We start from the raw sequence: 13,182 nt of genomic DNA on the forward strand, positions 1-13,182 counted from the left end.
GCGCGATTCAAACGACGCAGGCAAAAAAAGAAGCCTACGCGCGGGGTGCTCGTAGGCTTTCCAGGACTGCTCGAGCTGAAAGGCTCTTGCCAAGAATATAAACGCGCTTACATGAGGTGTAAATCCTGTTTCTATCAGGGGATTCCCTCATGACGATATGAGATTGTTTGCGCACTTTTGGCGGTTTTAGCCCTGACGCTACATCAGGGCATTTTTCGCATGGGCTGGCAATTTCCTCGCGGGCCGGCCCAGACCGGCGCCTGCCGGCCCAACGCTCTAACCGCAGTATGCGGCAGCGCACAATCTGTTACAATATCGCAGCTTCGAGAGCAACAACTTTTATAGAGCAAAGCCTCTATTCCAGGAACGGCGTGCGGTTCGTCAACGCTTGAAAAAACTTTGCTACTCTCGGCGCTGAAGTACTCCCCTTCTCTTCTGGCAGCGCCAACCGCCGGCATCAGCGCCGTTACCGAGAGCGGATGTTTCTCTTGCCGCCCTGGCCACGCTGCACCTCAAGCCGCCGGCCAACGGACTGTTATCAGCCGCCAGAACCCTAGCGGGCTCTTCCGGAGTCGTTGTGAAGAAGAAGGAAACCCGGCCCAAGTCACGCAGCCGGAAACAACTGCAACACCAACAATTTGCGGCATACAGCACCAGCCAGGCCCCGGTGATCGTCCACCTGTCCACCGGCGCCCGGCTGCAGGGCCTCGTCCTGGCGTCAGACGACTACGTGGTGCTGCTTGGCCGGCAGCCGGACGACATCCGGCCCACGGTGGTCTACAAGCGGGCGATCTGCCTGGTCACGCTGGCCAATGCGCCGGACGCGCCGGCGGTGGCGCCGGATTTGGCTCCAGAGCCGGACTTCCTGCCGATCTACATCCCTCGCACCAGCAAGCGCCGCTAGGCCAACGCCCGCCCCACGCGCCTTCCTGCCCTGCCGCGCGGGGCCTCAGCCCGCCCTGCCGGCACCCCGCGAAACTATCGCGGAGATCACTCTAAACCTTTGCCTTGCCCGGTCGATAACCCAAGCAACGGAGGCACTCTACGCCCTGCAAAGCAGGCCGCCAACGTTACGGCACTAGCCGGAATGCCCAAAACTTTGCATATAGGAGTCGTACCATGGCGCAAGTCATTAACACCAATTCGTTGTCTCTGATGACTCAGAACAACCTGAATACGTCGCAATCGTCGCTGAACACGGCGATCCAGCGCCTGTCGTCGGGCCTGCGCATCAACAGCGCCAAGGACGATGCTGCCGGCCAGGCCATCGCCAACCGCTTCACCTCCAACATCCGCGGCCTGACGCAAGCCCAGCGTAATGCCAACGATGGCATCTCGCTGGCGCAAACGACGGAAGGCGCGCTGACCGAAGTTAACAACAACCTGCAACGCATCCGTGAACTGAGCGTGCAGGCCGCCACGGGCTCGAACTCGGCTTCCGACCTGAAGTCGATCCAGGACGAAATCAAGCAGCGCCTGGACGAAATCGACCGCACTTCGGCCCAGACCGACTTCAACGGTGTGAAGGTGCTGTCCGGCAACGCCAAGCCGCTGACCGTGCAAGTGGGCGCCAATGACGGCGAAACGATCACCATCAACCTGAAGGAAATCAGCTCGAAGACCCTGGGCCTGTCTGGCTTCTCGGTGGCACGTTCGCAGCCGAAGGTCGGCGACGCCGTGACGGAAGTGGGTGCGTCCGGCGCATTGCAAAACGTCAACATGAGTGCCGTGGAAACCGGCCTCGGCGTCGCGGCTGGCTCGACGAGCCTGCACCGTGTATTGGATTCGAACGGTAACGCTACCGCCCAATACGTCGCCAAGTCCGGCGATGACATGTACGCCGTGAACGTTGCCGACGCAACTGGCGCCGTAACGCTGACCAAGACGGCCAACACGATCACGTACCAGGACGGCTCGCTGCAGGCTGCCGCCGCCGCGTACAACATCAAGGTGGCAGCCGATGCCAACGGTGCCGCCGTTGGCTACATCACCATCCAAGGCCACAACTTCGAGACGAACAGCCTGACCAACACCACCGCCACGCTGACGGACGTTGACGGCGCAGGCACCGACGGTATCGCCATCGTTCTGGGCACTACCACCGAGTACAAGGGCACGGCTTCGAACAACCCGAAGGCTCTGCTGGACTCCGCCCTGAAGATCGTGGACGACCTGCGCAGCTCGCTGGGTGCCGTGCAGAACCGTTTTGACTCGGTGATCTCGAACCTGGGCACGACCATCACCAACCTGTCGTCCTCGCGCTCGCGCATCCAAGACGCAGACTACGCCACGGAAGTGTCGAACATGACCCGCGGCAACATCCTGCAACAGGCTGGTACCTCGGTGCTGGCGCAAGCCAACCAGACCACGCAAGGCGTGCTGTCGCTGCTGCGTTAATCGCGCCGCAACCCTCCGCAGAAAGCCGGGCCACTTCGGCCCGGCTTTTTGCCGGAGTGCTAAGCAAGCGGACCACCACTTGCTTAGCACTTCCCCGTGTCGACTACGACGACTGACGAGACCCGACCATGGCCATACCCTCCGCTGCTTCCGCAGTCTCCTCTGCTCAGCCTCGCACCTTCGCGGGCACGGCGCCGCAGGCACCAGTCCGCAACGCCGCTGGTACTGCGAGCGCGGCTGGCGGCTTCCCGGCCAACAGCGTGGAAACCCTGCCGGAAGACATGTCGGCAGCGGTCCGCGAACTGAGCGATGCGTTACGCACCACCACCATCGGCCTGCAGTTCGAGATCGACGAGACCACGCACAAGGTCATCACCAAGGTGATCGACCGCGACACCGGCGAGCTGATCCGCCAGTTGCCGTCCGAAGAGGTCATGCGGATCGCGCGCGCCATGAACAAGCTCCAAGGCCTGCTGGTCCACCAGTCAGCCTGAAGCCAGGAAGACAAGAAGGTCTCTCCGATCTCCCTGAAGACGTTAATAAGAAACGAGGTACAGCCATGGCATCCATCTCCTCCCTGGGCAGCGCTTCCGGCCTGGATCTGCAAGGTCTGCTCGACAAGCTGACCACCGCGGAAAGCGCGCCGCTGACGATGCTGAAGAACCAGCAGACCGCCTACCAGGCCAAGTTGTCCGCCTATGGCACGCTGCAAAGCGTCCTGTCCGCCTTTCAGGCATCCGCCGCCAAACTGTCCGAAGCCGCGACGTTCAGCTCAGTCAAGGCCACGACCAGCAATACCGAAGTGCTTGGCGTCGCAACGAGCACATCGGCCGTGGCCGGCAGCTATTCGGTCAATGTGACGAGCCTGGCCCAGGCGCAGTCATTGGTCAGCGGCGGCCAGGCGAGCCAGACCGGCGCAGTTGTCACCGGCACGCTGCCCGCCACGTTGTCGTTCGAGTTCGGCCAGGTGACCGGCTACGACAGCGCGACCGGCAGCTATGGCACGCCCGGCTTCACGCCCACCGCGGGATCGACCAAGACCGTCACCATCGACAGCAGCAACAACTCGCTGCAAGGCATCCGCGACGCCATCAACAAGGCGAACATCGGCGTCACCGCCAGCATCGTGAACGATGGCAGCGGCACGCCCTACCGTCTGGTAATGACCTCCAGCAACACCGGCGAGTCCAACAGCATGAAGATCTCCAGCAGCGACGGCGATCTCCAGAACCTGATCGGCTTCGACCCCGCAGCCATGAACGCATCGGGCACCACGGCCAACGGGGTGCGAGAAACGGTACGCGGCACCAATGCCAACCTGACGGTCAACGGCATCGCCGTCACCAGCGCCAAGAACGCCGTCACCGACGCCGTGCAGGGTGTCACGCTGACGCTGAACAAGACAGGCACCAGCACCGTCTCGGTCACCCGTGACACGGATTCCATGAAGGCGGCGGTCACTGCGTTCGCCACGGCCTACAACAATCTGCAGTCCACAGCTGCCAAGCTGACGGCATTTGATGCCAGCGAGGGCACCAGCTCCGCGCTGACCGGGGACGCTGTGCTGCGCAACATCCAGATCCGTCTGCGCGGTGTCCTGAACACGCCGCAAACCGGAGGCGCAACGCTCAACAGCCTCTCTCAGATCGGCGTGTCGTTCCAGAAGGACGGCACCATCTCCGTGGACGACAGCAAGCTGACGAAGGCGCTGAACGAGAACCTTCCCGGCGTGACGCAGCTGTTTGGCGGCGACGGCAAGACCGGTGGCTATGGCCGCCAGATCTCCGACACGATCAAGAGCTTCAGCGCCACCGACGGCGCGCTGAAGTCGGCACAGGACGGCATCAACAAGACGCTGAAGGACATCGCCGCCGACTACGCCAAGCAGCAGGACCGCATCACCGACACAATGGAGCGCTACCGCAAGCAGTTCACGCAACTGGACCTGGTGGTATCGCAGATGAACCAGACCAGCAGCTACCTGACACAGCAGTTCAACGCGCTCAACAACGCGGGCAAGAAGTAAGCTGCCGCAGGGCGCCCGTGACCGGGCGCAGTGCCTTTCCCATAGCGAGGTCCATTCATGTACGCACGTCACGCCATCAATGCCTACGCCCAGGTCGGCGTCCAGACCGGTGCCATGAGCGCCAGCCCGCACAAGCTGATCGCCATGCTCTACGACGGCGCACGCGCAGCCATAGCGCGGGCGAAGTTCCACCTGGAAGGCGGCAACATTGCCGAACGCGGCAACGCCATCTCCAAAGCCATCGACATCATCGACAACGGCCTGCGCGCCGTGCTCGACCATGAGGCTGGCGGCGAGATCTCCGCCAACCTCGAATCCCTGTACGAGTACATGGTGCGCCGGCTGATGCTGGCCAACCTGCGCAGCGACGCGGCCCTGCTGGCCGAGGTCGACACGCTGCTCGAAAGCCTGGCTTCGGCCTGGGCGCAGATCGACGACACGGCCGCGGCCGCAAATCAGCAACCCGCCTTGCAGGACAACTGACATGGCTTCCCTTCCCGAGTTTTCCCCGATCGTGGACTGCTACGAGGAAATCCTCGCGCTGTCCGCACGCATGCACGAAGCCGCCCAGGCAGCTGACTGGGACACCGTCACCGCGCTGCAGCAGGGCTACCTGGCCCTGGTGGACCGCCTGCGCCAGATGGACCACGAGGCACCGTTCTCCGATGCGGAGCGCATGCGCCGCTACCAGTTGCTGGACCGCATCCTCACTTACGATGCCCGCATCCGCGACCTGGCCATGCCGCAGCTGAAGAAGCTAGGCGACATGCTGACCAGCTCGCGCCGCCAGATCGAACTGTCCGCCGCCTACGGCGCCACCGCCTGACGCAGCCTGACCGCTGCGCTACTCACCGCGGCGGGCCGGAAAGCCCGCCGTCTGCATTCACACGGCCCGTATGACCGGCATCCATCTGCCTCCAGGCCTGACACCCGGTCAGGCCCCGGACCCGCAACCGCTGCGCACCGCGCTTGCCATCGACAAGCTGGCGGCGCTGCAGCCCGTGCCCGAGGCCACCGAGTCGAATGTCCAGAACTCCACCGGCCAGGCGATCCGCCACAGCCAGCAGGCCACCGGTCCCAACGCCTTGGCAGGCCAGGCTACCTTGCTGCCGGGCACTTCGACGCAGGAATCGCTGAGCGCGGCGGCGCGCGCCATCCTGGCGGTGATGGACGGTACCGAGGCCCAGCCGGTGCGCAGCGCCGGCCCGCTGCTGGCCGCCGCGCCCACGCCAGCGTCCGCGCAGGCCGCCGCGGCGGCCCTTGCCAACACGGTCGGGCAGAGCGGCCTGTTCTACGAATCGCACCTGGCGCAGTGGGTTGCCGGCGCGCGCGCGTTGCCCGGCATCCGCCAGGAGCCGCAGGCGCAAGTGCCGGTGCCGGCCCGAGCGGCTGCTCCAGGTGGCACTGCGCAAGCCGCGGCAACACCGCCGCCGTCTTCGCTGCTGACCTATGCCGGCGGTGCCGTAGCGGCAGAGCCGGCGCGGCCCTCGGCGCCGCCGCTGATTCCGGCCTCGCAGGTGCTGGCTGAAGCGCTGGCCTCGGCCGGCAATCCGCGCGTGGCCCATAGCCATGCGGCGGCGGAACAGGCGCTGCGGCAAGGCGCCGCCACCACGGCGGCCTACAGCCGCGAAGCCGCTGCCGGACCGGGGGCCCAACGCCAGTCCGCCGCGGCGCTGGCCACGCAGGCCTACCAGACCACCGCGGAGGCTGGCGCGCCGGACAGCCTCATCCCCCACGCGGCGCGTGCTGGCCTGCCGGACACCGCCTCGGCGGACGCCGGCCGGCAGGCCGCGGCAGCCGGCCCGGCCATCCATCCGGCAACCGAAGGCGTGGTCCGCCAGCAGCTGGAGTTGCTTGCCACGCAGCAGTTCCGCTTTGCCGGCGAAGCCTGGCCCGGCGTGCCGATGGCGTGGGAGCTGCTGCGCCCCGATGCGGATGGCGCGGCGCAAACCCATGACGACAGCACCCGCCAATGGTCCAGCCGCCTGCGGCTGCAATTGCCGAGCCTCGGCATCGTCGAAGCGGTGCTGACACTGGGGCCGGCAGGGCTCGACGCCCGCGTGGCAACGCCCGAGACCGATGTCGCGGCGCGTTTGATCGCGGCACGGCCGCTGCTGCGCAACCAGCTGGAGGCGCAGGGCATCGTGCTGCAGCGCCTGAGCGTGCAGACCCAGGACAACATGATGGAAGGAGCGGCGCGATGAGCGAAGCGGCGCAAGACCGCGGCGCGGCGATCGCGCTGTCCTACCAGCACAGCGACAGGGCCCCGCGCGTGGTCGCCAAGGGCTATGGCGTGGTGGCCGAAGCCATCATCGCGCGCGCGCGCGAAGCGGGCGTCTATATCCACGATTCACCCACCCTGGTGAACCTGCTGATGCAGGTCGACCTGGACAGCCACGTGCCGCCGCAGCTCTATGTGGCCGTGGCGGAACTGCTGGCGTGGATCTACCACCTTGAAGCGGGCAGGGACGCAGGCGCTGAAGCGCAGGCCTGACCCGGCAGGCCTCCCTGACGACAAGAGCCCCTGGCCGCTTGCGCGCCCAGGGGCTTTTTGCTTTAGAGGCAGGCCGGTAGGCTTACACCGCCATATTCATCATTTCCTGGTAAGCCGCCACCAGCCGGTTCCGCACCTGCACCCCGGTCTGGAACGACACATTGGCCTTCTGCAGGTCGATCATCACGTCATTGAGCGCCACGCCGGGCTTGCCCAGCTCGAACGCCTCGGCCTGGCCGTAGGCGCGTTCCTGCGCGGCGTTGATGCGCCCCAGCGAGCGCTGCAGCTCGCCGGCAAAGCCGCCGCCGACCGGCGCGGCGGACTGGCTGGCACTGTTGCCCGAGGCAACCTGGGACATCCCGCGCAGTTGCTGCAGCATGCCCTCGATGGAAGAGATAGTGGTCATTTGGCTCGTCGTATGCCGGTCCACCGGCAGAGTTCGTCTTGTGGCGCGCCCCTCGCATCGCAGAGCAGCCTGCCGGCAGGAGGGCCTCAGGCGGTTCGCACCCAGTTTCAGCCCCCGCAGAGTACCCGCCGTCTCCGTCCTCCCATGGGCCGAAATCGGACAAAAAACCGCGTCTGTTCGCCGGATTGTCGCGCTCAAGTCTGGCCGATCATTGCCATCGTGCCGGAAGAGCGCGGGCGGCCGTCCTGTGCTGGCTCCGGAAATCACCAGACAACCATCGATTCGGGAGTACGCGTGTTTTCTCTGCAGCGTAATGTGAGCCGTGCCGTGAGCCGCGCCGACGACCAAGGCGGTCAGCATCGCCCGTGCCGTCGCCAGCATCGCGGCGCCGGATCCGGAGCACGCGCATGACCGCGACCGTGGCACTGCCCGGGCGCCCGGCAGAAGTGATCGAGCGCCTGAAGGCCAACCCGAAGCTGCCGCTGATGCTGGCCGGCGCCGCCCTGGCCGCGGCCATAGCGGTGGGCGTGCTGTGGTCGCGCAGCCCGGACTACAAGGTGCTATACAGCAACCTGTCCGAGCGCGATGGCGGCGCGGTGCTGCAGTCGCTGCAGCAGATGAACGTGCCGTACAAGTTCGCCGAAGGCGGCGGCGCGGTCATGGTGCCGGCCGAGAAGGTGCATGAGACGCGCCTGCGCCTGGCATCGCAGGGCCTGCCCAAGAGCGGCACGGCCGGCATGGAGCTGATGGACAACCAGAAGTTCGGCATCAGCCAGTTTGCCGAGCAGGTCAATTACCAGCGCGGGCTGGAAGGCGAACTGGCGCGCTCGATCGAATCCATCGCCGCGGTGCAGTCCGCCCGCGTGCACCTGGCCATCCCCAAGCCTACGCTGTTCGTGCGCGAGCGCCAGAAGCCGACCGCGTCGATCGTGCTGCAGCTGTACCCGGGCCGCGCCATCGATGAAGGCCAGGTCGCTGCGATCAGCCACCTGGTGTCGTCGAGCGTGCCGGAGCTGACGCCCAAGTCGATCTCGATCGTCGACCAGCACGGCAACCTGCTGTCGAACAGTGGCAACGAGCGCATGCTCGACGCGACCCAGCTCAAGTACGTCCAGGCGCTGGAGCAGAACTACCTGAAGCGCATCGAAGCGATCCTGACGCCGATCGTCGGCAAGGACAACGTGCGCGCGCAGGTGACCGCCGACGTGGACTTTTCCATCGTCGAGCACACCGACGAGAGCTACAAGCCCAACCAGGACCCGACCCGCTCGGCGATCCGCAGCCAGCAGACCAGCGAGTCGACCCAGCAGGGTGTCACGCCGCCGGGCGGCGTGCCCGGCGCGCTGTCGAACCAGCCGCCGGCTGCCGCCGCCGCGCCCGTGACCACGCCGCAGACGCCGCGTGCGGGCCAGGCGCCGGGACAGGCCGGCGCTCCGGCTGCCGCGCAACCGGGACAGCCGGGGCAGGCTGCCCAGCCAGGCCAGGGGGCCCAGGGCGCCAGTTCCACGGCTTCCGGCGGCCCCAGCAGCAATCGCCGCGACTCCACCGTCAACTACGAACTGGACCGCTCCGTGCGCCACGTGCAGCAGGCACCGGGCGGCGTGCGCCGCCTGTCGGTGGCGGTGGTGGTCAACTACCGCCAGCAGGCCGATGCCAAGGGCAAGCTCGTGGCCGAACCGCTGCCGCCGGCACTGCTGGCGCAGATCCAGAACCTGACCAAGGAGGCGATGGGGTTCTCGGCCGACCGCGGCGACTCCATCAACGTAGTCAACAGCCCGTTCACCGCCGAGCGCGACAAGGCCGCGCCCGAGGTGCCGCTGTGGAAGCAGCCCGACATGATCGAGCTGGGCAAGACCCTTGCTGGCTACCTGCTGCTGGCAGTGCTGGCGCTGTTCGTGTGGTTCAAGGTGGCGCGCCCGATCCTGCGCCGCTACACCTCGCCGCCGCTGCCGGCACCGGAAGCCAAGGACGAGACCGAGGCAGTGCTGCTGCCGCCGGACGAGCCCGCCAACCCGGAGATCCTGCGGCTTGCCGCCAAGTATGAAAGCGACCTCGCGCTGGTGCGCGACGCCGCACAGCGCGACCCGCGCCTGGTCGCCAGCGTGATCAAGAACTGGATTGCCAATGACAACCGCTAAGGGCATCTCCGAATCTGGCCTGCAAAAGAGCGCCGTCCTGATGATGGCGATCGGCGAGGATGCCGCGGCCGAGGTGTTCAAGCACCTGTCGCAGCGCGAAGTGCAGGAACTGGGCTCGGCCATGGCCACACTCAGCTCGGTCACCCGCGAGGAAATGGCCGAGGTGCTGGGCGAGTTCCGCGCCGAGACCGAGCAGTACCTGGCCCTGAACGTCGATTCCAACGCCTTTATCCGCAGCGTGCTGAACAAGGCGCTGGGCGAGGAACGCGCCCAGTCGGTGATCGAAGACATCCTGGAGTCGCGCGATCCGGGCGGCGGGATCGATTCGCTGAACTGGATGGACGCCACGGCCATTGCCGAGCTGATCCGCGACGAGCACCCGCAGATCATCGCCACCATCCTGATCCACCTGGACCGCCAGAAGTCGTCAGAAGTGCTGGCACTGTTCACCGACCGCCTGCGCAACGACGTGATCCTGCGTATCGCCACCTTCGGCGGCGTGCAGCCGGGCGCGCTGCAGGAACTGACCGACGTGCTGACCAAGCTGCTGGCGGGCCAGAGCCTGAAGCGCAGCCGCATGGGCGGCGTGCGCACCGCGGCCGAGATCATCAACCTGATGAGCACCGCGCACGAAGAGGCCGTCATCGACGGCGTGCGCCTGCACGACGGCGACCTGGCGCAGAAAATCATCGACGAGATGTTCCTGTTCGAGAACCTGCTGGAGGTCGACGACCGCGGCATCCAGCGCGTGCTCAAGGAAATCGCCACCGAGTCGCTCATCGTCGCGCTCAAGGGCGCGCCGCAGGAACTGCGCGACAAGTTCATCCGCAATATGTCCACCCGCGCCGGCGAGATGCTGCGCGAGGACCTGGACGCGCTGGGCCCGGTGCGCGTGTCGCAGGTCGAGGCCGAGCAGAAGGCCATCCTGCAGGTGGTAAGACGCCTGGCGGATGCGGGCGAAGTGCAGATCGGCGGAGGCGACGATGCCTATGTCTAAGGCAAACCCTGAGCGCGGCCAGGCCGCACGCCACGCGCCGCGCGGCGACCCGCTCTCTTCCCTTGCCGGCAACGGCGCGGCCGCCGAACCCGGCGGCTTTGCGCCGTTCGAGCCTCCGCGGCGCGCCCGTGGCGGCGCGGCCGGCTGGCAGCGCTGGCAGATGGGCTCGCTCGATCCCCGCGAAAGCGAGCCGCCCGAAGCCCTGGCCGCCATGCCCTCCGAGCCCGCACCGCCGCCGATCGACTTCGAGGCGCTCGACGCGATGCGCGAAGGCGCGCGCAAGGAAGGCTATGCCCAGGGCTACACCCAGGGGCAGACCCAGGGCTACGGCGACGGCCACCGCGAGGGCTACGCCCGCGGCCTCGAAGCCGCACGCAACGAGGCCACGCAACTGCAGGCGCTGGCCACCAACTTCCGCAGCGCGCTCAGCGGCGTGGACGACCAGGTCTCGCGCGCGCTGGTGTCGCTGGCGCTGGACGTGGCGCGCCAGCTGGTGCGCACTGCGCTTGCCGACGACCCCGCGGTGCTGCTGCCGGCCGTGCGCGAGCTGCTGGCCAGCGAACCCGCGCTGTGCGGATCGCCCAGCCTGCTGCTGCATCCCGACGACGTGGCGCTGGTGGAAACCCATCTGCATGGCGAACTGGCGGCGGCGGGCTGGGCCGTGCGCGCCGATACGTCGGTGGCGCGCGGCGGCTGCATCGCCAGCGCCGCCAGCGGCGAGCGCGATGCCACGCTGCCCACGCGCTGGACGCGCGTGGTCAAGGCGCTGGGCCGCGACGATCCATGGGAGCCGCCACATGCCTGACGCCGCCGCGCAAGCCACGCCCGCACCGGATCAGGGACTGCCCCATGCGCAACGCTGGATCGGCGCGCTGGACAGCGCCGCGGCCGGCATCGCCGGGCTCGACAGCAAGCGCAGCTGCGGCCGCCTGACACGCGCCGCGGGCCTGGTGCTGGAAGCCGTGGGCCTGCGCCTGCCCGTGGGCAGCGACTGCCTGATCGAGCTGCCCGCGGGGCAGTTCACCACCGACAGCAATGCCCCGCGCACCGCGGAGGCGGAGGTGGTGGGCTTTGGCGCCGACCGGCTCTACCTGATGCCGCAATCGGATGTGGTGGGCTTGCTGCCGGGCGCGCGCGTCTATCCGCTGGAACCATCGCCGCAGCCGGCCGGCACCGCCACGCCGCGCGAGCCGGGCTCCAAGCGCCTGCCGGTTGGCGCCGGCCTGCTGGGCCGCGTGCTGGACGCCGCGGGCCGTCCGCTCGACGGGCTGGGCCCGATCACCGCCGCCATGGAAGTGCCGCTGGCCGGCGAGCAGATCAACCCGCTGATGCGCGCACCGATCGAGACTGTGCTCGATACCGGCGTGCGCGCCATCAACGGCATGCTGACCGTCGGACGCGGCCAGCGCATGGGCCTGTTCGCGGGCTCGGGCGTGGGCAAGAGCGTGCTGCTCGGCATGATGGCGCGCTATACCAGCGCCGACGTGATCGTGGTCGGCCTGATCGGCGAACGCGGCCGCGAAGTGAAGGAGTTCATCGAGAACATCCTTGGCCCCGAAGGCCGCGCACGATCAGTCGTGGTGGCCGCGCCGGCCGATACCTCGCCGCTGCTGCGCATGCAGGGCGCCGCCTATGCAACGCGGCTGGCCGAGTATTTCCGCGACCAGGGCCAGCATGTGCTGCTGATCATGGATTCGCTGACGCGCTACGCCATGGCGCAGCGCGAGATCGCGCTGGCCATCGGCGAGCCGCCGGCGACCAAGGGCTATCCGCCCTCGGTCTTTGCCAAGCTGCCGACGCTGGTCGAGCGCACCGGCAATGGCCCCGAAGGGGGCGGCTCGATCACCGCGTTCTACACGGTGCTGACCGAAGGCGACGACCAGCAGGACCCGATCGCCGATTCCGCGCGCGCCATCCTGGACGGCCATATCGTGCTGTCGCGCAGCCTGGCCGAATCCGGCCACTACCCGGCCATCGACGTGGAAGCATCGATCAGCCGCGCCATGACCGCGCTGATCCCGCAGGAGCAGTTCGGCTCGGTGCGGCGCTTCAAGCAGCTGATGTCGCGCTACCAGCGCAACCGCGACCTGATCAGCGTGGGTGCCTATGTGCCGGGCAACGACCCGGAGCTGGACCTGGCGATGCGCCTGCACCCGCGCATGGAAGCCTTCCTGCAGCAGGACATCCACGAGCGCGCCGGCTACGACGACGCCATCGCTCAGCTTCACAGCCTCTTCGACAGGAGTGAACATGCTCAAGCATTCACCGCTTAATACGCTGGCTGACCTCGCCCAGAACGATACCGACGCCGCCGCGCGCGAGCTGGGCAGGCTGCAGGGACTGCGCACGCAGGCTGAGCAGCAGCTCAACCAGCTCACCGAGTACCGCCATGAGTACCGCGCGCGCATGCAGATGGTGGCCGCCGAAGGCATGACCTCCAGCCGCTGGCAGGATTTCTCGCGCTTTCTCGATTCGCTCGACCATGCCATCCGCCAGCAGGGCGCGGCGCTGGCCAAGGCCGAAGCCGACCTGCTGGCAGGGCGCAACCACTGGCAGCACCAGAAGCGCCGCCTGAACTCGTTCGACACACTGATCGCGCGCGCCGAAGCGAAGGAAGAACAGGTTGCCGCGCGCCGCGAGCAGCGCGCCAACGACGAATACGCCGCCCGCCTGGCCCGCACCACGGCCAGCCGTCTCAGCGAAGCCTGACCCGGGCCACCCCCG

Annotated in this window: 14 protein-coding genes; 13 read left to right on the top strand and 1 reads right to left on the bottom strand. The window is 67.3% G+C overall.

Annotated features, from left to right (window positions below):
* Positions 1 to 577 precede the first annotated feature (577 nt).
* From AC3WON_RS00075 to AC3WON_RS00110, 8 genes are all read left to right on the top strand, one after another.
* Positions 578 to 904: an RNA chaperone Hfq gene (locus tag AC3WON_RS00075; protein WP_492350790.1), complete on the top strand. Its 327-nt coding sequence runs from the start codon at positions 578 to 580 to the stop codon at positions 902 to 904.
* A gap of 215 nt (positions 905 to 1,119) precedes the next feature.
* Complete coding sequence (locus AC3WON_RS00080; RefSeq protein WP_492350791.1) at positions 1,120 to 2,397, top strand: FliC/FljB family flagellin; 1,278 nt, start codon at positions 1,120 to 1,122, stop codon at positions 2,395 to 2,397.
* 128 nt (positions 2,398 to 2,525) lie between these two features.
* On the top strand, positions 2,526 to 2,891 hold the full coding sequence (locus tag AC3WON_RS00085; protein WP_492350792.1) for a flagellar protein FlaG: 366 nt from the start codon (positions 2,526 to 2,528) through the stop codon (positions 2,889 to 2,891).
* Positions 2,892 to 2,956: 65 nt separating this feature from the next.
* The gene (gene fliD / locus AC3WON_RS00090) at positions 2,957 to 4,423 is read left to right on the top strand and encodes a flagellar filament capping protein FliD (protein ID WP_492350793.1); all 1,467 of its coding nucleotides are present in this window, start codon (positions 2,957 to 2,959) and stop codon (positions 4,421 to 4,423) included.
* 57 nt (positions 4,424 to 4,480) lie between these two features.
* On the top strand, positions 4,481 to 4,906 hold the full coding sequence (gene fliS / locus AC3WON_RS00095) for a flagellar export chaperone FliS (RefSeq protein WP_492350794.1): 426 nt from the start codon (positions 4,481 to 4,483) through the stop codon (positions 4,904 to 4,906).
* A 1-nt stretch (position 4,907) separates the two neighbouring features.
* A complete protein-coding gene (locus tag AC3WON_RS00100) occupies positions 4,908 to 5,249 on the top strand; it encodes a flagellar protein FliT (RefSeq protein WP_492318317.1) in 342 nt (113 codons plus the stop codon).
* Between the two features lie 70 nt (positions 5,250 to 5,319).
* Positions 5,320 to 6,627 carry a flagellar hook-length control protein FliK gene (gene fliK, locus AC3WON_RS00105; RefSeq protein WP_492350795.1) on the top strand — a complete coding sequence of 436 codons (1,308 nt, stop codon included), beginning with the start codon at positions 5,320 to 5,322 and terminating at the stop codon, positions 6,625 to 6,627.
* The gene (locus AC3WON_RS00110; protein ID WP_492318315.1) at positions 6,624 to 6,917 is read left to right on the top strand and encodes an EscU/YscU/HrcU family type III secretion system export apparatus switch protein; all 294 of its coding nucleotides are present in this window, start codon (positions 6,624 to 6,626) and stop codon (positions 6,915 to 6,917) included. The genes fliK and AC3WON_RS00110 overlap by 4 nt, the downstream gene beginning before the upstream one ends.
* A gap of 82 nt (positions 6,918 to 6,999) precedes the next feature.
* On the opposite strand, the gene fliE is transcribed toward AC3WON_RS00110, so the two are convergent.
* Positions 7,000 to 7,323, bottom strand: coding sequence for a flagellar hook-basal body complex protein FliE (gene fliE / locus AC3WON_RS00115; RefSeq protein ID WP_041688225.1), 324 nt, complete (start codon positions 7,321 to 7,323; stop codon positions 7,000 to 7,002).
* A gap of 407 nt (positions 7,324 to 7,730) precedes the next feature.
* Between fliE and fliF the strand changes: the two genes are divergently transcribed.
* Genes fliF through fliJ form a run of 5 tightly spaced genes read left to right on the top strand, consistent with a single transcriptional unit; the run spans position 7,731 to position 13,167 of the window.
* Positions 7,731 to 9,461 (top strand): flagellar basal-body MS-ring/collar protein FliF, encoded by a 1,731-nt coding sequence (fliF, locus tag AC3WON_RS00120; RefSeq protein WP_492318314.1) that lies wholly within the window; start codon positions 7,731 to 7,733, stop codon positions 9,459 to 9,461.
* Positions 9,448 to 10,458 carry a flagellar motor switch protein FliG gene (gene fliG / locus AC3WON_RS00125; RefSeq protein ID WP_492318313.1) on the top strand — a complete coding sequence of 337 codons (1,011 nt, stop codon included), beginning with the start codon at positions 9,448 to 9,450 and terminating at the stop codon, positions 10,456 to 10,458. The genes fliF and fliG overlap by 14 nt, the downstream gene beginning before the upstream one ends.
* Positions 10,445 to 11,263 carry a flagellar assembly protein FliH gene (gene fliH, locus AC3WON_RS00130; protein ID WP_492350796.1) on the top strand — a complete coding sequence of 273 codons (819 nt, stop codon included), beginning with the start codon at positions 10,445 to 10,447 and terminating at the stop codon, positions 11,261 to 11,263. The genes fliG and fliH overlap by 14 nt, the downstream gene beginning before the upstream one ends.
* Positions 11,256 to 12,731 carry a flagellar protein export ATPase FliI gene (gene fliI / locus AC3WON_RS00135; RefSeq protein WP_492350797.1) on the top strand — a complete coding sequence of 492 codons (1,476 nt, stop codon included), beginning with the start codon at positions 11,256 to 11,258 and terminating at the stop codon, positions 12,729 to 12,731. The genes fliH and fliI overlap by 8 nt, the downstream gene beginning before the upstream one ends.
* Entirely contained in the window at positions 12,709 to 13,167 is a 459-nt protein-coding gene (fliJ, locus tag AC3WON_RS00140; RefSeq protein WP_492318310.1) for a flagellar export protein FliJ, read from the top strand. The genes fliI and fliJ overlap by 23 nt, the downstream gene beginning before the upstream one ends.
* The last annotated feature ends 15 nt before the right edge of the window (positions 13,168 to 13,182 follow it).

The organism is Cupriavidus sp. FW305-46, assembly GCF_058787075.1.